This window comes from Streptomyces sp. NPDC053755 (assembly GCF_040677675.1).
Lineage (GTDB): Bacteria > Actinomycetota > Actinomycetes > Streptomycetales > Streptomycetaceae > Streptomyces.
Window position 1 is genome coordinate 69,834 of record NZ_JBFASK010000027.1, and the last position, 24,771, is coordinate 94,604.

General features: G+C 73.8%; 20 protein-coding genes. 9 read left to right on the top strand and 11 right to left on the bottom strand.

The genetic code is table 11. The features are described 5' to 3' along the window. Nucleotides 1-131: 131 nt before the first annotated feature. Entirely contained in the window at nucleotides 132-995 is an 864-nt protein-coding gene (locus AB0K65_RS24035) for an aminoglycoside phosphotransferase family protein (protein WP_365719761.1), read from the top strand. Nucleotides 996-1,035: 40 nt separating this feature from the next. Here the strand turns inward: AB0K65_RS24035 and AB0K65_RS24040 are convergent, their stop codons facing one another. The 4 genes from AB0K65_RS24040 to AB0K65_RS24055 all read right to left on the bottom strand — a co-directional run bounded on the left by AB0K65_RS24040 (nucleotide 1,036) and on the right by AB0K65_RS24055 (nucleotide 5,657). Then, nucleotides 1,036-1,758 carry an exonuclease domain-containing protein gene (locus AB0K65_RS24040; protein WP_365719763.1) on the bottom strand — a complete coding sequence of 241 codons (723 nt, stop codon included), beginning with the start codon at nucleotides 1,756-1,758 and terminating at the stop codon, nucleotides 1,036-1,038. Between the two features lie 79 nt (nucleotides 1,759-1,837). Further along, nucleotides 1,838-3,091, bottom strand: coding sequence for an SAV2148 family HEPN domain-containing protein (locus tag AB0K65_RS24045; protein ID WP_365719765.1), 1,254 nt, complete (start codon nucleotides 3,089-3,091; stop codon nucleotides 1,838-1,840). A 108-nt stretch (nucleotides 3,092-3,199) separates the two neighbouring features. Further along, the gene (locus tag AB0K65_RS24050) at nucleotides 3,200-4,501 is read right to left on the bottom strand and encodes a copper amine oxidase (RefSeq protein WP_365719767.1); all 1,302 of its coding nucleotides are present in this window, start codon (nucleotides 4,499-4,501) and stop codon (nucleotides 3,200-3,202) included. Nucleotides 4,502-4,811: 310 nt separating this feature from the next. After that, complete coding sequence (locus AB0K65_RS24055; RefSeq protein ID WP_365719769.1) at nucleotides 4,812-5,657, bottom strand: Tat pathway signal sequence domain protein; 846 nt, start codon at nucleotides 5,655-5,657, stop codon at nucleotides 4,812-4,814. A gap of 137 nt (nucleotides 5,658-5,794) precedes the next feature. Between AB0K65_RS24055 and glgX the strand changes: the two genes are divergently transcribed. Then, the gene (gene glgX / locus AB0K65_RS24060; RefSeq protein WP_365719771.1) at nucleotides 5,795-7,918 is read left to right on the top strand and encodes a glycogen debranching protein GlgX; all 2,124 of its coding nucleotides are present in this window, start codon (nucleotides 5,795-5,797) and stop codon (nucleotides 7,916-7,918) included. A 152-nt stretch (nucleotides 7,919-8,070) separates the two neighbouring features. Here glgX and AB0K65_RS24065 read toward each other — a convergent pair whose 3' ends face one another. Next, nucleotides 8,071-9,570, bottom strand: a complete 1,500-nt coding sequence (locus tag AB0K65_RS24065) for an MFS transporter (RefSeq protein WP_365719773.1) — start codon at nucleotides 9,568-9,570, stop codon at nucleotides 8,071-8,073. Between the two features lie 81 nt (nucleotides 9,571-9,651). Between AB0K65_RS24065 and treY the strand changes: the two genes are divergently transcribed. Beyond that, nucleotides 9,652-11,985 carry a malto-oligosyltrehalose synthase gene (treY, locus tag AB0K65_RS24070; protein WP_365719775.1) on the top strand — a complete coding sequence of 778 codons (2,334 nt, stop codon included), beginning with the start codon at nucleotides 9,652-9,654 and terminating at the stop codon, nucleotides 11,983-11,985. Between the two features lie 57 nt (nucleotides 11,986-12,042). Here the strand turns inward: treY and AB0K65_RS24075 are convergent, their stop codons facing one another. Both AB0K65_RS24075 and AB0K65_RS24080 read right to left on the bottom strand, forming a co-directional pair. After that, nucleotides 12,043-13,056, bottom strand: a complete 1,014-nt coding sequence (locus tag AB0K65_RS24075; RefSeq protein ID WP_365719777.1) for a cytochrome P450 — start codon at nucleotides 13,054-13,056, stop codon at nucleotides 12,043-12,045. 380 nt (nucleotides 13,057-13,436) lie between these two features. Then, nucleotides 13,437-13,985, bottom strand: coding sequence for a DUF1707 and FHA domain-containing protein (locus AB0K65_RS24080; protein ID WP_365719779.1), 549 nt, complete (start codon nucleotides 13,983-13,985; stop codon nucleotides 13,437-13,439). A gap of 273 nt (nucleotides 13,986-14,258) precedes the next feature. Between AB0K65_RS24080 and AB0K65_RS24085 the strand changes: the two genes are divergently transcribed. Together AB0K65_RS24085 and treZ are read left to right on the top strand one after the other, a co-directional pair. Continuing rightward, nucleotides 14,259-15,215 carry a GNAT family N-acetyltransferase gene (locus AB0K65_RS24085; protein WP_365719781.1) on the top strand — a complete coding sequence of 319 codons (957 nt, stop codon included), beginning with the start codon at nucleotides 14,259-14,261 and terminating at the stop codon, nucleotides 15,213-15,215. A 52-nt stretch (nucleotides 15,216-15,267) separates the two neighbouring features. Then, a complete protein-coding gene (treZ, locus tag AB0K65_RS24090) occupies nucleotides 15,268-17,019 on the top strand; it encodes a malto-oligosyltrehalose trehalohydrolase (protein ID WP_365719783.1) in 1,752 nt (583 codons plus the stop codon). A gap of 267 nt (nucleotides 17,020-17,286) precedes the next feature. Here treZ and AB0K65_RS24095 read toward each other — a convergent pair whose 3' ends face one another. Next, a complete protein-coding gene (locus AB0K65_RS24095) occupies nucleotides 17,287-18,276 on the bottom strand; it encodes a hypothetical protein (RefSeq protein ID WP_365719785.1) in 990 nt (329 codons plus the stop codon). A 327-nt stretch (nucleotides 18,277-18,603) separates the two neighbouring features. Here AB0K65_RS24095 and AB0K65_RS24100 point away from each other — a divergent pair, with 327 nt between their 5' ends. The 4 genes from AB0K65_RS24100 (at nucleotide 18,604) to AB0K65_RS24115 (ending at nucleotide 22,512) form a co-directional block, all read left to right on the top strand. Then, nucleotides 18,604-19,182 carry an HAD-IIIA family hydrolase gene (locus AB0K65_RS24100; RefSeq protein WP_365719787.1) on the top strand — a complete coding sequence of 193 codons (579 nt, stop codon included), beginning with the start codon at nucleotides 18,604-18,606 and terminating at the stop codon, nucleotides 19,180-19,182. A gap of 95 nt (nucleotides 19,183-19,277) precedes the next feature. Then, a complete protein-coding gene (locus AB0K65_RS24105) occupies nucleotides 19,278-20,207 on the top strand; it encodes an NAD-dependent epimerase/dehydratase family protein (RefSeq protein ID WP_365719789.1) in 930 nt (309 codons plus the stop codon). Further along, the gene (locus tag AB0K65_RS24110; RefSeq protein ID WP_365719791.1) at nucleotides 20,204-21,256 is read left to right on the top strand and encodes a sugar phosphate nucleotidyltransferase; all 1,053 of its coding nucleotides are present in this window, start codon (nucleotides 20,204-20,206) and stop codon (nucleotides 21,254-21,256) included. The genes AB0K65_RS24105 and AB0K65_RS24110 overlap by 4 nt, the downstream gene beginning before the upstream one ends. Nucleotides 21,257-21,351: 95 nt before the next feature. After that, on the top strand, nucleotides 21,352-22,512 hold the full coding sequence (locus AB0K65_RS24115) for a glycosyltransferase family 4 protein (RefSeq protein WP_365719793.1): 1,161 nt from the start codon (nucleotides 21,352-21,354) through the stop codon (nucleotides 22,510-22,512). A gap of 81 nt (nucleotides 22,513-22,593) precedes the next feature. Here AB0K65_RS24115 and AB0K65_RS24120 read toward each other — a convergent pair whose 3' ends face one another. The 3 genes from AB0K65_RS24120 to AB0K65_RS24130 are packed head-to-tail and all read right to left on the bottom strand — an operon-like array spanning nucleotide 22,594 to nucleotide 24,669. Then, on the bottom strand, nucleotides 22,594-23,358 hold the full coding sequence (locus tag AB0K65_RS24120) for an HAD-IA family hydrolase (RefSeq protein WP_365719795.1): 765 nt from the start codon (nucleotides 23,356-23,358) through the stop codon (nucleotides 22,594-22,596). Continuing rightward, on the bottom strand, nucleotides 23,358-23,975 hold the full coding sequence (locus AB0K65_RS24125) for an SIS domain-containing protein (protein WP_365719797.1): 618 nt from the start codon (nucleotides 23,973-23,975) through the stop codon (nucleotides 23,358-23,360). Before AB0K65_RS24125 ends, AB0K65_RS24120 begins: the two co-directional genes overlap by 1 nt. Continuing rightward, nucleotides 23,968-24,669 carry an NTP transferase domain-containing protein gene (locus tag AB0K65_RS24130; RefSeq protein ID WP_365719799.1) on the bottom strand — a complete coding sequence of 234 codons (702 nt, stop codon included), beginning with the start codon at nucleotides 24,667-24,669 and terminating at the stop codon, nucleotides 23,968-23,970. Before AB0K65_RS24130 ends, AB0K65_RS24125 begins: the two co-directional genes overlap by 8 nt. Nucleotides 24,670-24,771 lie beyond the last annotated feature (102 nt).

The window sequence follows — 24,771 nt, forward strand, 5'->3', positions numbered from 1 at the left end:
GGATACGGCATTCGCGACGTCACAGCGGGCTCCGTCATGGTCCTGACGGGCCGTCGGTTCGTCAAGGTCACCTGCGTCGATGCGAGACTTTGGCTGATTCGCACAGGCATCGGACGGAGACGGAGAGACGCATGGACGAGGCGCGGGCACGGGACATCCTGGCCGCCGCGGGGCTGCCGGCCCGTGAGCGGGAGGCATCGCTGCTCGCGCTGGGCGAGAACGCGGTCTTCGCGGCGGGCGACCTGGTGATCAAGATCGGCCGGGACGCGGAGCTGCTGGCCCGTGCCGAGCGGGAACTGGCGCTCGCCGACTGGCTCGCGGAGTCGGGCGTCCCCGCGGTACGGGCGGCGGAGTCCGCACCCCGCCTGGTGGACGGCCATCCGGTCACCCTCTGGCACCGGCTGCCCGAGGCCGTGCGGCCTGCCGAGCCACGGGACCTGGCACCGCTGCTGCGCCGGGTCCACGCCCTCGCGGAGCCCGTGTCCCTCACCCTCCCCCGGCGCGAGCTGCTCGGCGGGGTGGAACGGTGGCTGCGGCTCGCGGGCGACGCCGTCGACCCGGCCGACGCTGCCTTCCTGCGGGAGCGCCGCGACTCCTTCGCGCCGGCGGCGGCGGCTCTCGCCCCGCGCCTCACCCCCGGCCCGATCCACGGCGACGCGCTGCCCCGCAACGTCCACGTGGGCCCCGACGGCCCGGTCCTGGTCGACCTGGAGACCTTCTCCTCCGACCTGCGCGAGCACGACCTGGTCGTCCTGGCCCTCTCCCGCGACCGCTACGGCCTCGATCCCGCCGCCTACGACGCCTTCACCGAGGCGTACGGCTGGGACGTCCGGGAGTGGGAGGGGTGCGCCGTGCTGCGCGGGGCACGGGAGACCGCGAGCTGCGCCTGGGTGGCCCAGCACGCCCCCGCCAACCCCCAGGCCCTGGCCGAGTTCGAGCGCCGGGTGGCCTCGCTGCGCGACGGCGACCCCGAGGTCCGCTGGTACCCGTTCTGACGGAGCCGCCGAGCGGGGCCCGGTCTTCGGTTCCGCTTCCTCAGCGCGTCACGGGCACCTGCTCCCGCAGGGGCCAGGACGGGTCGACGACCGCCTCGGGGCTGCCCTTGCGGCGCAGGAAGTCCTGGAAGTCCTCCGCCCAGGCGCGGTACCAGCCGATCTGACGCTCATGCAGCTCGGCGGGGGTCAGGGCGGCCACCGACGGGTGCCGCTCGGCTATCGCGACGGCGACCCGCACGGCGGCCAGGGCGTCGGCGGCCGCCTGGTGGGCCGCTTCGAGGACGACGCCGTACTCGCCGCAGACCGCCTCCAGCGTCCGCTTCCCCCGGCGGTACCGGTCGACGGCCCGGTCGATGGTGTACGGGTCGACGACCGGTCCCGTGGCGGCGCCGCCGAGCCGCTCGCCCAGCGAGGGCAGGCCGTGGCGGCGCAGCTCGGCGGAGAGCAGCGTCAGGTCGAAGGCGGCGTTGTACGCGACGACCGGGACGCCCTTGGACCAGTACCCGGTCAGCGTCTCGGCGATCTCGTCGGCGACCTCGCGCACCGGTCGCCCCTCGGCCGCGGCCCGTTCGCTGCTGATGCCGTGGATCGCCGACGCCTGGGCCGGGATGCGGATGCCGGGATCGGCGAGCCAGTCCCGCTGCCGCACCACCCGTCCGCCGTGGACGCCGACGACCGACGCCGTCACGATCCGCGCCTCCAGCGGTTCCGTACCGGTCGTCTCCAGGTCGAAACCGACCAGCTCTTCCCCATGCCAGGCCATCGGGTCCTCCTTACGTGATCTCCCCCGTGGTGCTGAACACCCTCGCACGCGCCACTGACAACGCCTCCTTCGAGGCCGCTCAGGAGACCGGACGGGAGTCGAGCCACACCGACTCGAACTCCTCCCGGTATGTCTCGAACAGTCCGTGGTCCGCGTCCCGGCCGTCCTGCCGTCCGGCCCGCACCACGTTCCGTCCGCCCCCGCGCAGCACGAGCACCGGCGCCTCCATCCCCCGGGCCCGGCGCAGATAGGACTGGACGACGGCGACCCCGTCCGCCCCGTCACCGTCCACGAGGTACGCGGTGAAGCGCGGGGTCTCGTCGAAGACGTGGATCTGGAAGGCCCCGGGGTCGCGCAGCTTCGAGCGGACCCGCCGCATGTGGAGGATGTTCATCTCCACCGAGCGGCTCAGCTCGCCCTTCTTCAGGCCGAGCTCGCGCTCGCGCCGCTTCACGGCGCTGCTGGCCGGGTTGAGGAAGAGGAGCCGTATCCGGCAGCCGGACTCGGCCAGGCGGACGAGCCGCCGCCCGGAGAAGTTCTGCACGAGCAGGTTCAGGCCTATGCCGGTGGCGTCGAGGCGCCGGGCTCCACCGAAGAGGTCCTCGGCCGGCAGCTGCCGCTGGAGCCGGACCCGGTCGGGATGGACGGAGACGACATCGGCGTACCGGTCGCCGACGAGGTCCTCGACCGCGTCGACGGGCAGCCGGTCGGCGGACGGCACGCCCGCCCCGCTCCCGAGGATCTCCAGGAGCCGGGCGGAGGCGCGCTCGGACTGGGCGAGCACGGTGAGCGAGAGGGCACGGTTGCGGGAGACGACGTTGCGCGTCACCTCCAGCTCGTCCAGGGCGAGTTCGACCTCGCGCCGGTCGTCGAAGTACGGCTCGAAGCAGGGCCAGTGCTGCACCACCAGTTCCCGCAGCTGCGGGAGGGTGAGGAAGCTGAGGACGTTGTCGTCGGCGGGGTCGAGGAGGTACCCCTTGCGCCGCGACACCTCCCGGACCGCGACCGCCCGCTGCACCCACTCCTGGCCGGCGGGGCCCGCCGCGGCCACCACCCATTCCTCGCCGTGGACCGGTTCGTACACGGGCCGAAGGACCGCCGCCACGACGGCTCGCAACCGCTGCTCGACGAGATTCAGCCAGATATAGGCGCGTCCGGCCCGCTGGGCGCGGGTGCGCACCTCGCTCCACGCTTCGGCGTCCCAGTCCAGCTCCGCCCCGATCTCCATCGGCCTGGCGACTGACACCGCTCCGGGCGGCACTGCGCCGGGGTCGGGGGAACTCCCCTCGTGACCCGCGTCACCTGGGGGCAGCTCCAGACCTCCCGAGCTCACCCGCGCACCGCCTTCTGCTCCTGGACGCCCGTCTGACCAGTCCGACAAGATCAAGGAAGGGTACTCCGGGAGCGGGAGGCGGTGCAGCAGGATCGTCAGGCTCCTCGCTCAACTCCCCTGGTTCGGAGCGCCGTTCTGGCCGGCGAGATCAGCCGGAGTGAGCGGATTCATAGCGGTTACGTCCCGGGGCGCGAGCTGGAAGCCCTGCCAGTGGACCGGCATCGGCTGCTGGTCCTCGTCCCGGGCGATGTGGTGGAACCCGATGTTGACCCAGACGGCGGGGTCGGTCAGCGTCTCGCCGTCGACCCACTTGTCCACGCTGTCGGGGGCGTTGGTGCCGCACGGCAGGATGTTGTTGCTGGCGAACTGCTCGCAGGCGCGGCTCTGGGTGAAGTAGATGTCGTGCCGGGTGAAGCCCCGGCCGGCATGGGTGTTGGAGGGCCCGGGCACGATCTCGTACGAGCGGGCGTGGCCGTCCTTGTTCTTGCCGTTCGCGCTGACCACCCGCCACCAGCGCATGTTCTTCGCGTCCCCGGCGAGTTCCCTGGTGACCGGGGTGCGGGTCGTCTTCACGGTCGGGCCGCCGCCCTGGGGGCCCGGCGCGGTGACCTTGGAGTCGTACTGCTCGATCCGGTCCCTGACGCTGCCGTCCAGGCCGAAGTCGAGGCGCCAGAAGACGTTGTGCGCGTGGCTGGTGGCGTAGGCGCGGGAGCCCGCCCCGATGGGCCATCCCCGGCCGTCGGTGGCGTTGTAGTCGAAGGGCGAGAGGCTGCCGGTGGCGCCGACGTTGGCGGCGATCGTTCCGTCGGAGGAGAAGCGCCATTCGGTGATGTATTCGTACCAGGCGACCTTGTTCACGGTGTAGACGAGCAGGTCCTTGCCCTGGGACTGCCAGACCTTGGTGCCCTCGTCGTTGGCCATGCGGTACGCGTGGCCACGGGCCCGGGTGGTGGTGCACAGTCCGTTGACCTTGCCGACTTCGGGCACCTTCACGCTGGTGAGGGTGCCGCCGGGGCACTCGGCGGGCTTCAGGTTCTGCAGGCCCCAGCCGAACCCGGCACCGGTGAGGTCGTCGTACTCGGCGTTGCCGTCGTCGTACGGCACGTGGATCTGGGCGAGCTTCGCGCTGGTGAGCACGCGGATGGGGGCGCTCGCGCTCTTGGGCTGGTAGGTCACCTTGTCCAGGACGAGGCCGGAGTCGGTGTCGTAGCGCCAGCACATGCGCCAGGTGGTGCCGCCGTCGAGCTTCTGCTCGATGCGGTGGGCGGCGGAGCAGTCGGGCCGGGGCGGGGCGGGAGCGGCGGTGGCGGGCGTCGCGGGGCCGGCGGCGGCCGTGGCGGTGGCGAGCAGGCCGGCCACGGCGAGCGCGGCGCCGTGCCTGCGGGCGCGCGAGAGCGAAGGGGTGGGCATGTGGACGAACTCCCTCGTACGGAAGTGCGGAATGCGGACAGACGCGCGGGTGGTCGGCCCGCGCGGGACGGGCCCCGGGCCGAGGAGAGCGGCCGACGACGGTCGGCGGGCGCCACGGCGGGGGCCGGGTCGGGCCGAGCCGGTTCGGGTCAGGCCATAGGTCAGGTCTTGTCAGGTCAGGTCGGATCCGAACGGGTCGGTCCGTGATGCCGGCGTCGGTGGCGGTGCGGGTCGGACCCGCGCGCGTGGGATCCGTTCAGGTCCCGTCGGGGCGGGCGGGAGCCGAGCCGGTCGGGTCGGGGCGGCGCGATCAGCCGACGCGGGTCACGGTCCTGGCGCTGAGGTCGACGACGAGGTTCCGCGTGTCGATCCAGGACCCGTTGTGGATCTTGGTGACCAGGCGGACGCACCGGTGTCCGCCGCAGGCGGCCAGCTGCGCGGGTACCTTCGCCTCGCGGTAGGGGCGGTAGACGTCGCCGTTGAACCAGAGCTGGTCGGCCGAGGTCAGGGCCTTGCCGGTGGCGTCCTTGTAATCCTCGCGGACACCCTTGCCCAGCGGGCTCCTCAGGATGAGCTCCAGGGCCTCGCGCAGCTCCTCGGGATGGGCCGAGGGCTGCACGCCGCGCTGGGCGGCGGCGCTCTCGACCTTCCCCGTGGCGAGGTTGACGGTCCGGGTGATCAGCTCGTCGCGTTCGTAGTCGTAGAACCGCACCTCCGCCCGGCGCGGCGCGGCGGGGTCGTCGGCCTCCTCCGGGCGCGGGTCGGCCAGCTCGGTGCCCAGGTGCTGCGGTCCTCGCGCCCCCTCGACGTCGCGCCGCGCGGCCCGGGCCGGCGGGGTCAGTGCCAGCGCCTCCGCCCGCTTCAGCTCGTCGTCGGTGAGCGGGTCGGTGCCCACGCCCTTCTCCCCCTCGGGCGGCGCGACCGCCAGGGTCGCCGGCTCCGGCGCGGTCCCCGCGGACGCGTCCGCGCCGGCTTCCCCGGCCCCGGAGGCCCCCTCGGATCCGGTGCCGCGCGCACCGGACACCCCGGCCCTCGGCGTGTCGTCGGCGCCCGCCGTTCCGGGCAGCGTGATCCCGACCATGACGGCGGTTCCCGTCACCGCCAGGGCCGTGCCCGCCACCATCTTCCCCAGATGGCGGCGCACTGATTCGTACACACTTCCCCCTCTGTTCCCCCACGTGCATGCGGTCACCCGGTAGGACGGGTCGAAGTCCTAGGAGGTTGCCCCTCTTTGAGGCAGCATTTGGCCGGAGTGCACCCCCACCCCCGGATCAGGATGGAAGAGTCTTATCTATGCAGGTCTGGCCGGGACAGGCGTATCCCCTGGGCGCCACCTACGACGGCGCCGGAACGAACTTCGCGGTCTTCTCGGAGACCGCCGACAGAATCGAGCTGTGTCTGATCCATGACGACGGGTCGGAGACGGCCGTCGAGCTGCGCGAGACGGACGCCTTCGTCCGCCACGCCTATCTGCCGGGCGTGATGCCCGGACAGCGCTACGGATTCCGGGTCCACGGTCCGTACGCGCCGGAGCACGGGCAGCGCTGCAACGCGGCGAAGCTGCTCCTGGACCCTTACGCCCGGGCGGTCTCGGGCTCCGTCGACTGGGGCGAGGCGGTGTACGGCTACCACTTCGGGCGGCCGGACTCCCGCAACGACCTCGACTCGGCGCCCCACACGATGACCTCGGTCGTGGTCAATCCGTACTTCGACTGGGGCGACGACCGGCGCCCGAGGACCGACTACCACCGCACGGTGATCTACGAGGCCCATGTGAAGGGCCTGACGATGCTCCACCCGGAGCTTCCCGAGGAACTGCGCGGCACGTACGCGGGTCTCGCCCACCCGTCGGTGATCGGTCACCTCAAGGAACTGGGCGTCACGGCGCTGGAGCTGATGCCGGTCCACCAGTTCGTCAACGACCACCGGCTGGTGGACGCGGGTCTGTCGAACTACTGGGGCTACAACACCATCGGCTTCTTCGCCCCGCACAACGCCTACGCCTCCTGGGGCGACCGGGGCCAGCAGGTCCTGGAGTTCAAGTCGGCGGTCAAGGCGCTGCACCAGGCCGGGATCGAGGTCATCCTCGACGTGGTCTACAACCACACCGCGGAGGGCAACCACCTGGGGCCGACGCTCTCCTTCCGGGGTCTGGACAACCCCTCCTACTACCGTCTCGTGGACGACGCGCCCCAGCACTACTTCGACACCACGGGCACCGGGAACTCGCTGCTCATGCGGTCCCCGCACGTCCTCCAGATGATCATGGACAGTCTGCGGTACTGGGTGACGGAGATGCACGTCGACGGCTTCCGCTTCGACCTGGCGGCGACCCTCGCCCGCCAGTTCCACGAGGTGGACCGGCTGTCGTCCTTCTTCGACCTGGTGCAACAGGATCCGGTGGTCAGCCAGGTGAAGCTGATCGCCGAGCCCTGGGACGTGGGCGAGGGCGGCTATCAGGTCGGCAACTTCCCGCCCCTGTGGACCGAGTGGAACGGCAAGTACCGCGACTGCGTCCGGGACCTGTGGCGGGGCGAGCCGCGCACGCTCGCCGAGTTCGCGTCCCGGCTCACCGGGTCGTCCGATCTCTACCAGGACGACGGCCGGCGCCCGCTCGCCTCGGTGAACTTCGTGACGTGCCACGACGGGTTCACCCTGCGCGACCTGGTGTCGTACGACGGGAAGCACAACGAGTCGAACGGCGAGGGCAACCGGGACGGGGAGAGCCACAACCGGTCCTGGAACTGCGGCGCCGAGGGCGACACGGACGACATCGGCATCCGGGAGCTGCGTGCCCGCCAGATGCGCAACTTCCTGGCGACGCTCATGCTGTCGCAGGGCGTGCCGATGCTCAGCCACGGCGACGAGTTCGGGCGGACCCAGGGCGGCAACAACAACGCCTACTGCCAGGACAACGAGGTGTCGTGGGTCCGCTGGCCGGAGCCGGGCGCCGAGGAGGAGGGCACCCTGCTCGAGTTCACCCGGGCGATGGTGCGGCTGCGGCGGGACCACCCGGTCTTCCGGCGCCGGCGCTTCTTCCACGGGCGGCCGGTGGAGGGCACGCACGACGAGTTGACCGACATCGCCTGGTTCACGCCGGAGGGCGTGGAGATGACCTCGCGGGACTGGCAGGCGGCGCACGCCCAGGCGCTGACGGTCTTCCTGAACGGCAACGCCATCTCAGAGCCGGGGCTCCAGGGTGAGCGGATCGCCGACGACTCCTTCCTGCTGATGTTCAACGCGTCGTCGCAGGAGCTGGAGTTCGAGGTCCCGGTCAACCACGGCCAGACCTGGCGTGTCGTGGTCGACACCTCCCACCCCGAGGGCATCCCGCCCCAGGAGGGCCCCAAGGTGGCGGCGGGCGAACGGGTGACGCTGGCACCGCTCAGCCTGACGGTGCTGCTGCGCCCGGCATAGAGGTCCGAGCCGGAGGACGGTACGCGGGGCGGGACGGTCCACCGGGCCGCCCCGCCCCGTTCTCGCGGGGTGGACTGGTCCGGGGCCCCCGCCGCCTCCGCCCTGGCAGCGTCCGGCCGCATGACACCCGCCCACCCCGGCCGCCGTGTCGGTCAGGCGTCCGCCCGTGCCGACGGGAGGCGGATGCGGACCGCCCAGGAGAGCACGGCGCACAGCACCGCCGCCGCCACGCCCACCGCGAAGGCGGCGGGGGCGCCGTGACCGTCCGCGAGGCCGCCCGACACGGCGAGGGCGAGGGCCTGGCCGCCCACGATCCCGCTGGTCAGAAAGGCCATGGACTCGGCGAGCCGTGCGGCCGGCACCGTCCGCTCGGTCAGTGCGAAGACGGTGATGAGGTGGGGCGCGAAGGCCGCTCCGAGGACGATCACGACCGCGTACAGCGCGCCGAGCGAGTCGACGACGACGAGCGGCACGGAGAGCACGACGAGGGCGGCGGTGGAGACGCGCCAGCGGACGGCCGGCCCGATCCCGGCCGGGACGGCCGCCATCGACAGGCCGACGGCCGCGCTCATCACGCCCATCGCGGCATAGACGAGCCCGGCCTGCTCCGGTGCGCCCAGCTTCTCGGTGAGGGCGGTGATCCCGGCCTGCGAGGCTCCGAACATCGCGCCCTGGAGCGCCATCGTGACCCGAAGGGCGTAAGCCGCCCCCGACAGCCTCCCCCGTCGGGCGACGCCCGTACGGGTGGTGCGGGACGCGGCTCTTCCGGCCGCCGGGCCGTCGAGAGCCGGGCCGTCCGCACCCGGCACGCCGCCGGCGCCGGCACCTGCTTCCCTCCCGGCCCCGACTCCGCGCCCGGCCGGCGCCGTGGCGGCACCCGCCCCGACCGACCCGGACTCCGGCACCTCCACCGCCCGGGCCTCCTGCACCTCCACCGCCCCGGATTCCGGCACCTCCAGCGTCCGCGACCCCGGCGCCCCGACCGGTGGCCGGCCCGGCGCCGCGACCGACCCGGACTCCGGGCTCCGGGCTGACCGCCGCTCCGGCGCCGCGGCCGCCCGCGCCGAGGGATGCAGGGCGAAGGCCGTGCCGCAGGTCGCCAGCAGGGCGGCGGCGAGCAGCAGCGCGGCCGCCGGGTGGGCGAGGGCCGCGGCCACGCCGACCAGGGCGGGCCCGAGCACGAAGGAGACCTCGTCCAGGGTGCCCTCGAAGGACAGCACCGTCGCCACCCCCCGGTCGTCCGCCCCGCCGCGCCGGACCAGCGCCACCGAGCGGGTCCGGGCCAGCGGACCGACCTGCGGGACGCTCGCCCCGGCGAGCGCGCCGAGGAGCATCAGCCAGCCGGTCGCCGCCTGGGCGAGTGCCGCGGCCACCAGCGCGGTGACGAGCACCGCGTTGGCGAGGGAGGCGGTGAGGACGACCCCGCGCTGTCCCCGCCGGTCGGCGAGCCTGCCGACGACCGGTCCGGCGACCGTCTGCCCGGCCGCGAGCGCTCCGCCCGCGAGTCCCGCCGTCGTCAGGGAGCCGCTCGTCTCGGCGACGAGGAGGAGACTGCCGAGCTGGCACATCGCGGTGGGCAGTCTGCCGAGGAACGAGACGGCCGGAAGGGCCGGTCCGAGCACCGACAGGGTGTCGCGATACAGACGCAGCATCACGCGAACGTAACGCGATGCACTCGAACGGGCGCATGGGGCGATGACACAGAAGCCGCCCAACGGGGTACGTACGTTCGCATGACGCCCTCGACCACGCCCACCGCCACCTACCGGCTCCAGCTCCAGCCGGAGTTCCCGTTCGCGGCCGCCGAGCGTGCCGTCCCGCACCTGGCCGGCCTCGGGGTCTCCCACGTCCATCTCTCGCCCGTCCTGGAGGCCGTGCCCGGCTCCACGCACGGGTACGACGTCACCGACCACCGCGCCGTCCGCGCCGAGCTCGGTGGCGAGGACGGTCTGCGCTCCCTCGCGTCGACCGCCCGGGCCCACGGCCTCGGCGTCGTCGTCGACCTGGTGCCCAACCACATGGCCGCCGATCCCCGGTACAACCACGCCCTGCGCGAGGTGCTGCGCGAGGGCCCCGACTCCCCGTACGCCCGCTGGTTCGACATCGACTGGCAGGCGGAGGACGGCCGCGTCCTGCTGCCCGTGCTGCCGGGCCGGCTGTCCGAGGTGCGGGACCGGATGCGGGTGGAGGACGGCACGCTCCGCCTGGACGAGCAGGAGTTCCCGCTCCGTGCCGGCACCGAGGACCTCCCGCTCGCCGAACTGCTCGACGCCCAGTGGTACCGCCTGGCCTGGTGGCGACTGGCCCGCACGGAGCTCAACTACCGCCGCTTCTTCACCATCTCCGACCTGATCGGGGTGCGCGTCGAGGACCCCGAGGTCTTCGACGCCACCCACGCCACGATCGTGCGGCTGGTACGGGACGGGGTGATCGACGGCCTGCGGATCGACCACCCCGACGGGCTCGCCGACCCCCAGGGCTATCTGGAGCGGCTGCGGGACGCGACCGGCGGCCGGTGCTGGACGGTCGTCGAGAAGATCCTCACCGGCACGGAGCCCCTGCCCGCCGACTGGCCCGTCGCCGGGACCACCGGCTACGACGCCCTGCGGCAGGTGGACGGCGTCTTCGTCGACCCGGTCGGCGCCGACGAACTCCTCGACGTGTACCGCGAGTTCGCCGGGCGCGCCGGGGACAGGGGCGGCTGTTGGGAGGCGACGGCGCGCCGGGCCGCGTACAAGGTGGTGACCCACGAGCTGGTGGCGGAGACGGCCGCCCTGACGCGGATCGCGGGCCGTGTCTGCGCGGCTGACCCCGGACTGCGGGACCACGCGCCCTGGGCGCTGACGACGGCGATCCGTGAACTCCTGGTGCGGGTCCCGGTCTACCGCACGTACCGGACCGGCGGCGAGGAGGTCCTCACCGAGGACGCGGCCCGGGGCGCCAAGGCCGCGTTCGCGGTGGCCGAGGAGGCCGAGGCGGTCGACACCGTGCGGGCCCTCGCGCTCGGGCTGCTCGGGGACGGTCCGGAACACCGCGCCTTCCGGGCCCGGTTCGCCCAGACGTCGTCGGCGCTGCGCGCCAAGTCCGTGGAGGACACGGCCTTCTACCGCTACACCCCGCTGCTCTCGGCGAACGAAGTGGGCGGGGACCCCGGCCGCCCGGCGGTCACGCCCGAGGAGTTCCACGCGTACGCGTCGCGGATCGCCCGGGACTGGCCGGCCACCGGCACGGTGCTGACCACCCACGACACCAAGCGGAGCGCGGACGTCCGGGCGGGCATCTCGGTGCTCGCCCAGTGCCCGTCGGTGTGGGCCTCGCTGCTCGAGGAGGTGGCGGGGGTGCCGGCGCCCGATCCGCACCTCGCGTGGACGGCGTGGCAGACCGCGTTCGGGTTCGGCACGCCCGACGCCGGACGGCTCGGACCCGCCGTGCTGAAGTCCGTGCGGGAGGCGGGTCTGCACACCAGCTGGACGGAGCCCGATCCGGTCTACGAACGGGCGGTGGCGGAGTTCGTGGCGGCGGGCCCCGGCCGCATTCCGCTGCGCTCGGCCTCGGAGGCGGCGTTCGCCCTGGAGCCGCACATCCGGGCGCAGATGCTCGGTGCGGCGCTCGTGCAGCTGACGATGCCGGGGGTGCCGGAGCTGTACCAGGGGACGGAGCGGGAGTACCGGGCCCTGGTCGATCCGGACAACCGCCGACCGTTCGCGGTCGGTCCCGACGACGACAAGACGGCCCTGGTCAGGGCGGTGCTCAGGCTCCGCAGGGAGCGCCCGGAGGTCTTCGGCGCGCCGGAGAGCTACCTTCCGCTGGCCGCGTCCGGCCCGGCGGCCTCGCACTGCCTGGCCTTCGCCCGCTCGGGCCAGGTCGTCACGGCCGTCACACGGCTCTCCCTGCGCCTGGCGGAGGCGGGCGGCTGGCAGGACACGGAGCTGGTGCTTCCCGAGGGCCGGTGGGGCGATCTGCTGGACGGGGTACGGGAGTTCACGGGCGGCCCGGACACGGAGGTCAAGCTGGCGGAACTCTTCGACGAGCGTCCGGTGGCGCTGCTCGGCCGCCTGCCGGGGTGACGGGAGGGCCGAGGGGCGGGGCGCGCCGTCGGCAGCGCGCCCCGCGCCGCCGCGCGGTCAGCCGCGGGGGCGGACGAAGAGGTTGCGGGGGCCGCGGGTGACGAGGCCGGTGTGTTCGGGGCGGAATCCGTCGGCGAGGCGGATCCGGGGCATCGTCTCGAACAGGGCGCGCAGCGCGTACTCCGCCTCGAAGCCGGCCAGGAGGACGGCGGGGCAGCCGCCGTAGCCGTAGGTGAGCTGGCCGGGATCGTCGCGGAACGGGTCGAAGCGGTCGGGGGCGCGGAACCGCTCGGGGTCCCGCCCGGCGGAGCCGACCAGCAGGGCCACGGGTGCGCCCTCGGGGAGGGTGCCGCCGCTGACCGGCACCTGGGCGCTGGTGCGGCGTACGGCGATCTGCACGGGCGGGTCGCGGCGCAGCGACTCGGTCCAGGCGCGGGCGATCAGGTCCGAGGGCGCGTCGCGGAGCGCGGCCACCTGGTCGGGGTCGGCGAGGACGTTGGCGAGGAAGGAGGCCAGGGCCTTCTCTCGTATCGCGATCTGCGCGGTGCACTGGCCGGCGAGTGCGGAGGCGGCGCGGCCGCGGACCAGGCGCATCATGTCCCGGTAGGGCACGCCGGTGGCGGCGGCCACGGTGCCGGCGGGAAGCCAGTGGCAGTAGTCGGCGACGAGATCGGCCCGGGGAAGGTCGGCGAGACGGCGCGCGAGGACGTGTGCCGTGCGTTCGGCGACGGTCCGCAGCTCCGCCGCGTCGACGTCGACATGGCTCTCGGCACAGGGCGGGTCGCCCGGGCGGTGGCCGTGGGTGAACCGGGCGTCGGTGAGCGCGCAGGCCACGTCGGCGAACCGGCTGAGTACCCAGGCGCGCAGCAGCGGGTCGAAGGTGAGCGGGAACTCCTTCCGGAGCACCCGGTGTACCCGGTGCGGGTCCCGGCTCGCGCCGGGGGCCAGAGGGCTCGGCGCGACGGTACGGGCGAGGGGCGCGGGGCCCTGGGACCGGGTGGCGGCCGGGGCCATGGGCGGCACCTCCGCCCAGCTGTCCTGTCGTATGGCCGGGTTCGACGTCTCGCGCATCGCGCCCCCTGTCGGTTCCGCTGTGGGTGACCGCGGCCGACGGTGCGGGCGCGTCTCCCCACCTCACCACCGGGGGCGGCCCGCCGCAGTCGGCGCTCCGCCGAACGGGTGACCCCGAGCGCCCGCGGACGGGGCCCGGAAAGCCGCTGCCGGTCGCCCGCCGGCGGAAGCCCGGCACACGGCCCCGGCACCGCGCGCCCGCCGAGGGCTCCCGGGGGCCGGGCCCCGCGCCGCACCCATGAGGGGGGCGCCCCGGCCCCGCACCCGCGAAGGGAAGCGGCCGGCACCGCGTGGGGGCGGCCCGGCCCCGCGCGGGGGCCGGGCCTCGCCCGGCGGCTCGCCGACAGGAGGGCGGGCCGACAGGAGGGCGGGCGGGCGGTTCAGCGCACGGAGAGCCGGAAGGACATCTGCCCGAACCCGACCATGTCTCCCGCCCGCACCACCACGGCACCGGTCACCCGGCGCCCGTTGACGGTCGTGCCGTTGGTCGAGCCGAGGTCGCGCAGCACCCAGAGCTCCCCCTGGAGGGACAGCTCGGCGTGGGCGCGGGAGACCGTCTCGTGGCTGAGCCGCAGTCCGTTCACCGGGTCGCGGCCGATCCGCAGCGGATAGGGCCCCGGTGCCGGCAGGAGCAGCTTCGGCAGCCGCTCGGCCTGCCAGGCCCGTCCGACCTTGGCCGTGAACGCGGACATCTTCTCGACCGCGCCCACCACCCGCCGGGTCCAGCCCGACTCCGTCTGCAAGTCGGCTGTCAGGAGGGCGAGTTCGTCGGGACGGCGCGCTGCGAGCGCGCGCTCCATCCGGAAGAGGAAGGTGTCGTGCGAGAGCCGGCCCTGCGCGGCACCCTCCCGGAGCAGCACCAGCGCACGGTCCCGCTCGGCGTCGGAGAGCCGCGCGGAGTGCGTGGGGAACTCGAAAGGCGTCGTCACACTCGTGATTGTCGGTCCGAGGAGCCCGGAGTGTCCAGAAGGGGCCCGCACGACAAAGCCGTACCGGCCCGGCGAAGAGCGCTGATACGGTCTGCGGACTCGACTCCCAGGGGGAACCAGGACGTGCCCACGTCTTCGCACTCGACGTCCGACGCGACGTCCCACCCGACGTCCGACACGGCGTCCCACCCGACGTCCGACACAACCTCCCGGCCGGTGTCGGGTGCGGCGCCCCGGCCCGCCGGACCGGCCTCTTCCCGCGCCACCGCCGGTGTGACCCTGCGCCCCCTCTCCGGACCGGAGGAGCTGGCCCTGTTCTGCCGGCTGACCTACGTCCTCGACCACGAGTTGGAGGACGACCTCGCCACCGGCCGCCGCGTGCCGCGGTGGATGTGGGTGGCCCTGCGCGGCGACCGGGTCCTCGCCAGGATCGCGTGGTGGACCAACAAGGAGGGCGGCGAGCCGCTCGCCCTCGACTTCTACGACCTCGACCCCGAGCTGCCCGCCGACGAGAGCGCCGAGATCGGGCTGCGGCTCCTGGAGACGGCGACCGCGGCCGTCGTGCCCGCGGGCGCGGAACGCCCCGAGTACGGACGGTTCCTGCCGCCGGACTGGCACGACGTCCCCGAGACGCGCGCCCGGCTGGAGACGCTCTTCGGCGCCCTGGAGCGGGCGGGCGCCCGCCCGCTGGTCGAGCGGCTGCGCCTCGAGTGGCGCCCCGGGACCGCCGTACCGGAGCCGGGGGGACGTCTGGAGTTCCGGCCGGTGAAGGACCGCGAGGACCTCGTGACCCTGATGGCGCCGGTGCTGGAGGGAACGCTCGACGCCCATGGAAACGCCGACCTGGCGTCGGGCCTGACGGCGCGCGAGGCGGCGGAGAAGCACTACGACGAGGAGTTCGCGCACTACGCCTCACCACGGGAGTGGTGGCGGGTCGCGCGGCTGCCGGAGACCGGTGAGCCGGTGGGGTTCGTCATCCCGGCGCGGAACAACTACCACCACACCATCGCCTACATCGGCGTGCTCCCCGCTTACCGCGGCAAGGGCTTCATCGACGACATCCTCGCCGAAGGCACCCGCGTCCTGGCCGGGGAGAACGTGCCCCGTATCCGTGCCGCGACCGATCTCGCGAACGTCCCGATGGCGAACGCGTTCGCCCGAGCGGGTTACATCACCTTCGAGCGGGCGATCAACTACGTGTGGGACGCGCCGGGCGGTACCGACTCCTGACTGCCAGGATGGTCCCCGGTAGTCGTTGGTCCGTCGACGAGGGGATCGGCCAGTGCTGTTCGAGGTGTGGGCCCCGCAGGCCCGTGAACGGGTCACGCTGGAACTGAACGGCGCCGAGCACGCCCTGGAGAGGGATGCCGAGCGGGACGGCTGGTGGACGGGGGTGGCGGAGGCCGCCGACGGTGACCGCTACGGCTACGCCGTGGACGGCGGGCCGCTGCTCCCCGACCCCCGCTCCCGCCGCCAGCCGGAGGGGCCGGACGGCCGCAGCGCGGTCGTCGACCACGACACGTACACCTGGCGCCACGCCTCCCCGGGGCTGCGGCTGCGCGCCGCGGTGCTGTACGAGCTGCACGTCGGGACCTTCACCCCCGAGGGCACCCTGGACGCGGCGGCGGAGCGGCTCGGGGAGCTGGCGGGCCTCGGCATCACCCATGTGGAGCTGATGCCGCTGTGCCCTTTCCCGGGCCGCTGGGGCTGGGGGTACGACGGCGTCTCGCTGTGGGCGGTCCACGAGCCGTACGGCGGGCCGGAGGCCCTCAAGCGCTTCGTCGACGCGGCGCACGGGCTCGGGATGGGGGTGGTGCTGGACGTCGTCCACAATCACCTGGGCCCCTCCGGGAACCACCTGCCCTCCTTCGGGCCGTACTTCACCGACACCCACCACACGCCGTGGGGCGCCGCGGTGAACCTGGACGCGCCCGGCTCGGACGAGGTCCGCGCGTATCTGATCGGCAGCGCACTCGCCTGGCTGCGGGACTACCGGATCGACGGCCTCCGTCTCGACGCGGTGCACGCGCTCGCGGACACCCGGGCGCTTCCGTTCCTGGAGGAGCTGTCGGAGGCGGTGGACGAACTGGCCAGGGAGCAGGGCCGGCCGCACTTCCTGATCGCCGAGTCGGACCTCGCCGACCCGCGCATGACCACGCCCCGCACGATGGGCGGACTCGGCGTCCACGCCCAGTGGAACGACGACTTCCACCACGCGCTGCACACCGCGCTCACCGGGGAGTCCCAGGGGTACTACGCCGACTTCGCGCGCGCCCCGCTGGCGGCGCTGGCCAAGACCCTCACGCACGTCTTCTTCCACGACGGCACCTTCTCCACCTTCCGGGGCCGCCGCCACGGGCGGCCGGTGGACCGGGCCCGTACGCCCGCGCAGCGGTTCCTCGGCTACGCCCAGACCCACGACCAGATCGGCAACCGGGCGACCGGCGACCGCCTGTCGGCGACCCTCTCCCCCGGCCTGCTGGCCTGCGCGGCGACGCTGGTCCTCACCGGCCCCTCGGTGCCGATGCTCTTCATGGGCGAGGAGTGGGGGGCGGGCACGCCCTGGCAGTACTTCACCGACCACACCGACCCGGAGCTGGCCGAGGCCGTACGGCAGGGCCGGCGGCGCGAGTTCGCGGCGCACGGCTGGTCGGAGGAGGACATTCCCGACCCGCAGGACCCGGCGACCCGGGACCGGTCGGTCCTGGACCGCTCGGAGCGCGAGCGGGCACCGCACAACCGGCTCCTCGCCTGGCACCGCGAGCTGATCGCCCTGCGCCGCACCCTCCCCGACCTCACCGATCCGGACCTCGCGGCGGTCCGGGTGGCCTACGACGAGGAGGGCCGCTGGCTGGCGTTCCGGCGCGGGGTGCTCCGCGTCGCGGCCAACCTGGGCAAGGAGACGGCGGAGATCCCCCTGGGGTCGAACGGCCGCGACCGGGTCGTCGCGGCCTGGGAACCGGTCGAGGCCCCGGGCCGGGACGGGGCGCTGCTGCTGCCGGCCGAGTCCGCGGTGATCCTCGTCGACGGCTAGGGCGTGTTTCGAAGGTCCCGTCTGCCCCGCGACGCCTGGCACGCACGCTCGCCGCGTTGTCGGGATCGTCCATGTACGTCCCGTACGAGGGCGGCCCTCCGCCGTGCGATCGCACGCACCGGACGCCGCGGGGCCCGCCCTTCGGGCGGACGGCGCCACTTTCCGAACACGCCCTAGCCGCTGACGCTCCGGATCAGTGAAGCGGCCGTCCGGGCCCCGTTCCTCGTCACGCGTCGCGGCCCGTCGTCGCCGACGGGCCGCGGCCGGTCAGCGTCCGTCCTTGTCCCTGCGTTTGTCCCTGCCCGTGTCCGGGCCCTGGGCGATGAGGCGTTCGAGCAGGTCCTGGAAGTCGTCACCCACGACGATGCGCAGGTCGCCGTCGTCTCCGTCCCGTTCGCTTAGCTGGGTGAGCGTGCCGTCCCGCCACCAGAAGACGTACGGGCTGATGGCGCCGGGCGTGTCCTCGTAGCCGGAGGCGGCGAAGGAGGCCATCGCGCCGAGCGCGGCGACGATGGTGGTGTCGCGGATGGGATGGAAGGCGAGCTGGTGGCGGAACGGCATCGCGACCAGTGCCCCGTGGTCCGTGAGCGGCCGGCCGGTGACGCGCCGGACGACCGCGTCCAGGTCGAGGACGCGGCTGGCGGTGTAGAAGGAGTCGCCGAGGACCACCTCGAAGCACATGCCGTCGGCGTCCCGGACCGTCTCGTGTCCTTCGACCGGCAGTCCGCGCAGATTGCTCAGGGCCCGGTCGCGCAGGCGCTGGACGTCGCCGAGCGGCTCCAGGGCCTCGTCGGTGAGCATCATGACGCTCTCCGGCAGGTCGAGGGCGAGGATCTCGTACAGTCCCGGCGCGACGGTCCTGGCGTAGCCGAAGGCCCCCGGGTCGATGCCGTCGCCGCTGACCACCCGCGGGTAGAGCTGGGCGCGGATCTGTTCGGGCGGGAGGGTGTCGAGCGCGGAGGGGCCGTCCATGGTGCGCAGGACGAGGCGGACGTGGCGGCGGATGAGGTCCGGCCAGACGCGCGGCCCGCGCCGGTCGTTGTGGCAGACCGCCGCCAGATTGCCCAGGCCGAACTGCCGGCCGCCGTCGTCGCTCACCAGGTCGGCGTAGACGGTGACTTCGAGCCCGAGTTCGGCGAACGCCTCGCGGACCTGGCCGCGGAACAGCGCGCCCTCACGTTCGGAGAAGTAGGAGAACTCGGGGTCCCTGGGGATCTCGTCGCCGTCCCGTCGGGGTCCTCGCCGGAACAAACCCACGTGCGCCGCCTTCCGTTGCCGTCCGGTCCGTGCCGTCCGGTCCAGCCTAGATGCGTCGTGTGGATCAGGAGGGCGGTCCCCGGGTCAACTGTGCCCTTGCGCACACTGTTTCGGCACCGGCGCGGCGAGCAGGGCGGTGGGCCCGCGGCGGAGATCACGGTCCTGCCCCGCCTCCCGCTCTCCACCGCTGCTGGGGTAATGTCCACGACACGCGCAGGGGGAGGGCCGTCGCCCACTCGAGTACGCGGCATCCCCGTGGACCGGCCTGCGCGGCATCCGTCTCCGTCGGACAGGGACAAGCCCACTGTGACCACTGACCGGTCGTGCGTGTTGATCCGGCATCGTGCCGAGGATGCCTCGGAGGGTGCCCGGCGCCCCGTCGTCTTCCTGGACCGCGACGGCGTCCTCATCGAGAACCGTGACGCCCACGTCCGCAGGCCCTCCGATGTCGCCCTGATCCCGGGGGCGGTCGAGGCCGTGCGGCTTCTGAGCCGGAGCCGGGACGTGGTCATCGTGACCAACCAGGCGGTGATCGAGCGGGACTTGGCGCCGGCGGAGGAGATCCTGGCCATCCACCGGTCGGTCGTCGACCGGTTCGAGGCCGCGGGCGCGAGCATCCTGGGGTCGGTCATCTGCCCGCACGCTCCGGCCGGCCGGTGCGCGTGCCGGAAGCCAGAGCCGGGGATGCTCCTCGCGGCCTCACGGGCCTGGGGGTGCCGTCCGGAGGGCGGTTGGATGGTCGGGGACGCGATCACCGACATCCAGGCGGGGGCCGCCGCGGGGTGCAGGACCATGCTCGTCCGCACCGGCCGGGGAGCCGCCCACGAGGACAGGACCCGCCAGGCGTACCCGGGTTGTGTGGTCGCGCCCTCCCTGTCCCTCGGGGCCGACCGGCTGCTCGCCTGAAGCGGCTTCCGGCGGGTACGGGCATCGAGGCCGGCCCGCCGGGGAACGGTGATTGACTGACCGTGGTGATGATCGGACTGGAGGAGAGGGACACGATGACCCAGCGGGCTCTGGTGACCGGCGCGGCGGGTTCCATAGGCGAGGCCGTCGTCGGCGAACTCGTGGACCGGGGCTTCGAGGTGGACGCGTGGGACCTCGTCGAGCCGCGCGACCGTCCCGGGGTCACCCCCGTCGGCGTCGATCTGCGGCAGCCGGTGGATCCCGCGCTGGTACGGGACTACCGCCTGGTCGTCCATCTGGCGTCGGTCACGGAGAACCGTGACGACCGGTCGAGCCTTCTCGACCACCTCCACTCCCTCGCCATGACCGCGCACCTCCTCGACGCGCTCGGCGAGCGCGTTCCGGGAGCGGTCGTGACGACGTCGAGCCAGCTGGTGTACGAGGCAGGGACGCAGCATCCGGACGAGCGGGCACCGGTGGCGGCCACGACCGGCTTCGCCGCCGCCAAGATCGCCTCGGAGGCGTTCCTCGAGGCCTACGGGCAGCGCAGCGGCGTCCCGACCGCCGTGTTCCGGCTCGCCAACATCGTCGGGCCCGCCACCCGCCGGGGCGTCGTCCACGACTTCGTGCGACGGGCCGGGGAGGCCGCCGCCGCGGGCGACGCCGTGAAGATCACGGGATCCACCCACCACCGGCGGTCCTTCCTGAGCCTGGCGGACTGCGCCTCGGCCCTGGTCGACCTCTCCGACGCGCTGCCGGGCTCGCCGGCGGGACGGCGGGTCTTCAACGTGGCGAACCTCGACAGCGTCTCCATCGCCGACGTCGCCGACGTCGTCGCGGCGGTCACCGGCGTCGACTTCGTCCTGGAGCGGCACAGCGACGAGTTGGCCTGGCGCGGCGACGCGGGGACGGTGCTGCCGGACACCGCGCGGCTGACCGCCGCGGGCTGGCGCCCGCGGGCATCGTCCCGGGAGGCGGTGCGTCAGGCGGCGGCCGGCCTGTGGGCGTCCCGGGCGGGCCGATGACGGTCCCGCCGCCGGTCGTCGGCGACGTTCGCGGTGTGGTCCTGGCCGCCGGTCGCGGGACGCGCCTGGGCGGCATCACGGCCACCCTGCCCAAGCCGCTGGTCCCGGTGCTCAACCGCCCGCTGGTCGAGTGGATCACCGAGGACCTGGCCGCGAGCGGGATCACGCGGGTGGTCCTCAACCTGCACCACCTGGCACCGGCCATCGAGGCCTGGACGCGCACGGATCCGGTCGACGGGGTCAGGCTCTCCTCCGTGACGGAGGAGAGCCTGACGGGTCCGGCCGGCGGCCTGGTGGCGGTCCTCGACCGGCTCGCCGGGGCCGATGCCGTGGTGGTGGTCAGCGGCGACGCCTGCACCACGGTCGGCTTCGGCGACGTGCTCCGGGAGCACCGACGGCGCGGTGCGGTGATGACCGTGGTGACCCAGGCCGTCGACGATCCCCGGCCGTTCGGGCAGGTCGACGTCGACGCCGGGGGCCGGATCACCGACATGGTCCGCGACGCCTCCCGGCGTCTGGCCTCCGGCATGATCAGTACGGGCATGTACGTCCTCTCGCCCGACGCTCTCGCCGTGCTGTCGGCGCTGCGGGGTACGGCCCCGGACCTCGACTTCGACCGGCATCTGGTGCCCGAGCTGCTGCGCCGGGGCATGCCCGTGGCGGCGGTCGGCACGTCGGCGTACTGGAGCGACGTCGGCGTCCCCGAGGCCCTGCTGGCGTCGTCGCTGCACCTGCTCGGCACGGACCGGCTGGGCCGCGTGGCCCGTCCGTGTCACGGCGGGCCGGGCGCGGACTCCGGCGCGGACCTCTGGTGCCAGGGCGAGCATCCCCCGGTGGAGGGGACGGTCACCGGGCGGGTCCTCCTCGGCCCGGGCGTCCGGGTGAGCCCGGGCAGCCGTGTCGAAGGCCCCGCCGTCCTGGGGACCGGGACCGCCCTGGAGGAAGGGGCGCTCGTGCGGCGCGCCGTCACGATGCCGGGCACCCGCCTGCGGCGCGGCGTCTTCGAGGACGCGGTGCTCTTCGGCGAGGCGAGCGCCGGCGGCGGGTGACCCCCGCCGTGCCGCGACCGCACGGGCGCCGGCCCCGGCGCGGTCGACGCGGCGCCCACGGACCGTTCCGACGCGACCCACGAAAGATGATCCGCATGCGCGTGGCACTCCTGACATCCAGCTTCGACCCGGTCATCGGCGGCGCCGAGACCTACGCCCTGAACCTGGCCGAAGGGCTGACGGCGTCGGGCCACCAGGTCATGGTGCTGACCGACACCCCGCACGGCATGGAGCCGGGTGCGGTGGACCCCAGGCCCCGGCCCTACCGGCTGGTCCGGCTCTGGCGGTACCGCGACCGGCTGTTCGACCGCCAGAAGCTCCCGTGGGAGGAGATGGCGTTCTCGCTCGCCACCGAACTCAAGGCCCAGGTGGACGACTTCCGTCCGGACGTCCTGGTCTCCAACAGCCTCGACGCCGCCTTCCAGGCGGCCATGATCCGCCGCTCGACGCCGGGACTCGCCTGGGCGGCCGCCTTCCACGAACACGCTCCCCAGGACGAGCCGTTCGGCGACGGACGCATGGCCGTGGTCTACGGCGACCTGCGCCCGGACGCCGTACTCGCCGGCTCGCGGTTCTACGCGGAGAGGGCGCGCGCCCACGGACCGGCCGAGGTGGTGCACCTGATCCACCACGGGGTGCCGATGCCGGAGACCGACGCGCCCACGACGGCCGCGTGGCGGGCCCGGTACGGCGTGGGCGAGCGCGACCTGATGATCGCGTGCGTCGGCCGCCTCAAGGAACGCAAGGGCATGAGGGAACTCATCGAGGCGTTCGGCGCTCTGGGCCCCCACGAGCGACGGCTGCGGCTCGTCATCGCCGGGACGGTCAGCTCGGCGTCCCAGGAGTACGCCGACGGTCTGAGGTCCCTCGCCGAGGGACTCGGCTGCGCCGACCTGGTCTCCTTCGACGCGACCGTGGTGGCGGACCAGGTCCCGGCGCTGTTCTCGGCCGCCGACCTCGTGGCGCAGCCCAGTCACGAGGAGGGACTGGGACTGGCCGTCCTGGAGGGGATGGCGGCGCGCCGGGCGGTCGTGACCACGCGCGTGAAGGGCATCGACGAGATCGTGACCCGCCCGGACGTGGCCCTCCAGGTCGAGGCGCGCGACGCCCGGTCGCTGGCCGACGCCCTCGACCGGATGCTCGGCGATCCCGGCCTCCGCCAGGCGTACGCGGACGCGGGGCACGCGCATGTCCGGGAGAACTTCAGCCTGCCCGTGATGGTGCGCCGCACGGCGGAGGTGCTCGCCTCCCTGTGACGGCCCCGCGCGACCGCCGCGCGGCGGCACGGTCCGTCCGAAGGGCCGGCACCCGGGGGGCGCCGGCCCTTTCCCCACGGCCTACGACAGGGCGGCCGGCCGAGGTGCGGTCGGGCGCCCGCCGGGCGCGGCCCCGGACAGCGCCTCCTTCGCCAGGGTCACGAGGCCCGGCAGCTCGGCGATCCGGTGGACGCCCGGAATGTGCCGGTACAGCTCGAACCGGTCGTAGAGGACGATCTCGCCGATCCCCGCCGCCATGCCCCCGACCACGTCGTTGACCACGTGGTCGCCGACGTACCAGCAGTGCTCCGCCTCCAGCCCCAGCCGGTCGACCGCGATGCGGAAGATGCCGGGGTCGGGCTTCTCCACTCCCGCCACGGTCGAGTCGACGATGACGTCGAAGTAGCCGCGGAGCGACCAGCGGTCGAGCTCCTCGAGGAGCGTGCCGTCGGAGTTCGAGACGACGGCGAGCCGGATGCCGAGGTCCCGCAGGGCCTCGAGGGCGGGCGCGGCGCCGGGGTCGAGCTCGCGGTACAGGTCACGTTCCGTCAGACACGTGCGCAGGGCCTCCGCGGTGGGCGCGGGCGGGAGTCCGAGCGCGCCGGCGAAGGCGAGTCCGGTCCTGCCGATCGCGTCCTGCCCCGCGGGCAGCCGCATGTGGGACGCGTCGCAGGCCATCTGCAGGGCCGCCACCGCGTCGGCCGCCGTCACGCCCGGGATACCCCGGGCGTCGAGCTCGTGGGCGATCACGCCGCCGTCGGGGTGCACGAGCGTCATGCCGACGTCGAAGAGGATGGCCCGCGGCCGGCGTGCGCGCGCTTCCGAGGGGCGCGTGGCCGTGCCCATCAGACGAGCCCGCGCGCGGGAGCCGACACCCGGTGGGTGCCCACCTTGCGGACGGACCGGGCGACCATGTGGGTGAAGAGCGACTGGAGGTCCTCGGTCAGGCCGTAGTCCCCGTGGACGTCCAGATGCACCGCCATGTCGCTCAGCTCGGACAGGGGACTGAGCCTTCCTACGAGGCTGAGCACCGCGACCCCCCGCTCTCGCGCGGCCGACGCGGCACGCAGCACGTTCGGGGAGGCGCCGCTGACCGACAGGCACACCAGCAGGTCCCCCGGCTGGCAGCGCTCGGTCAGCTGTTGCTCGAATATGGCCTCGTAGCTGAAGTCGTTGGCGATGGCCGTGATCCGCGCCGTGTTCTCGGTCAGCGAGCTGATCTCCCGGGTGCGGTGGCCGGCGTACCAGGCGGCGGCCTGCCAGTCGCACGCCATGTGGTCGGCCACGGACGAGCTGCCGCCGTTGCCGACGACGAAGACGCCGCGCCCGCCGCGGATCCGGGAGGCGACCATCTCGATGGCACCGTCGAGCTGTTCCGTGTCGAGCCGGTCGAGGGCCAGAGACAGGTCGTCGACGTACCCGCGCGCGCCACGGACCGTGGCCGGGTCGGAGTGGCTACGCACGGGACTTCACCGCCCGCAGCTCGCGGTCGGCCACGGCGAGCCGGCCGGGCGTTCCGATGTCGAGGAACCGGCCGTCTACCACCTCGGCCTCGACCAGGCCGCGCCGGGCGAGGACCGGCCACAGCTGCTCCAGCTCGCAGCGTCCGGCCGACACGTGGTCGAGGACCTCGCGCGTGAGGGCGTAGAGCCCGGCGTCCACGTGGGTCGCCCCGGCCGCCGCGTGCTTGTCGTAGCCGACGACGCGGCCGTCCTCGACGACGACGTTCGGCACGACGTCCGGGACCTGTGCCGAGACGGCCATCCGCGCGACGGCCGGTGCGGCGGGCGCCGGGAGCACGGGCCCGGTCAGCTCCGCGGGAGGAAGGGTGTCGGCGAGCCACACCACGAAATCGTCCGCGAGGTGATCCCGCGCGGACCTCAGCGCTCCGGCCGTCCCGGCACCGCCGGGGACGTCGTCGAGTGACCAGGTGAACGGCACGCCCTGGCGTGCGAGGTGCTCGACGATGGGCTCGTACAGGTGGTCGAGGGCGAGGTGGAACCGCCCGAAGCCGAGGCGCGTCGCCTCCCCGACGAGGTGGTCGATCAGCGGCACACCGGCGACTCGCTGCAACGCCTTGGGCGTGTTCGCGGCGTGGCCCCCCAGACGGGTCGCCCGTCCTCCGGCGAGGAAGACCACAAGGCGCTCAGACGGCATGGAGAGCACACCCTCCACTCTGGCCGATCAAGGACTCCATCTCGACATCGCCTCGATTCAGCGGTTGGTGACGGTGTGTTGGATGGCTGCGCGGGGGTTGTC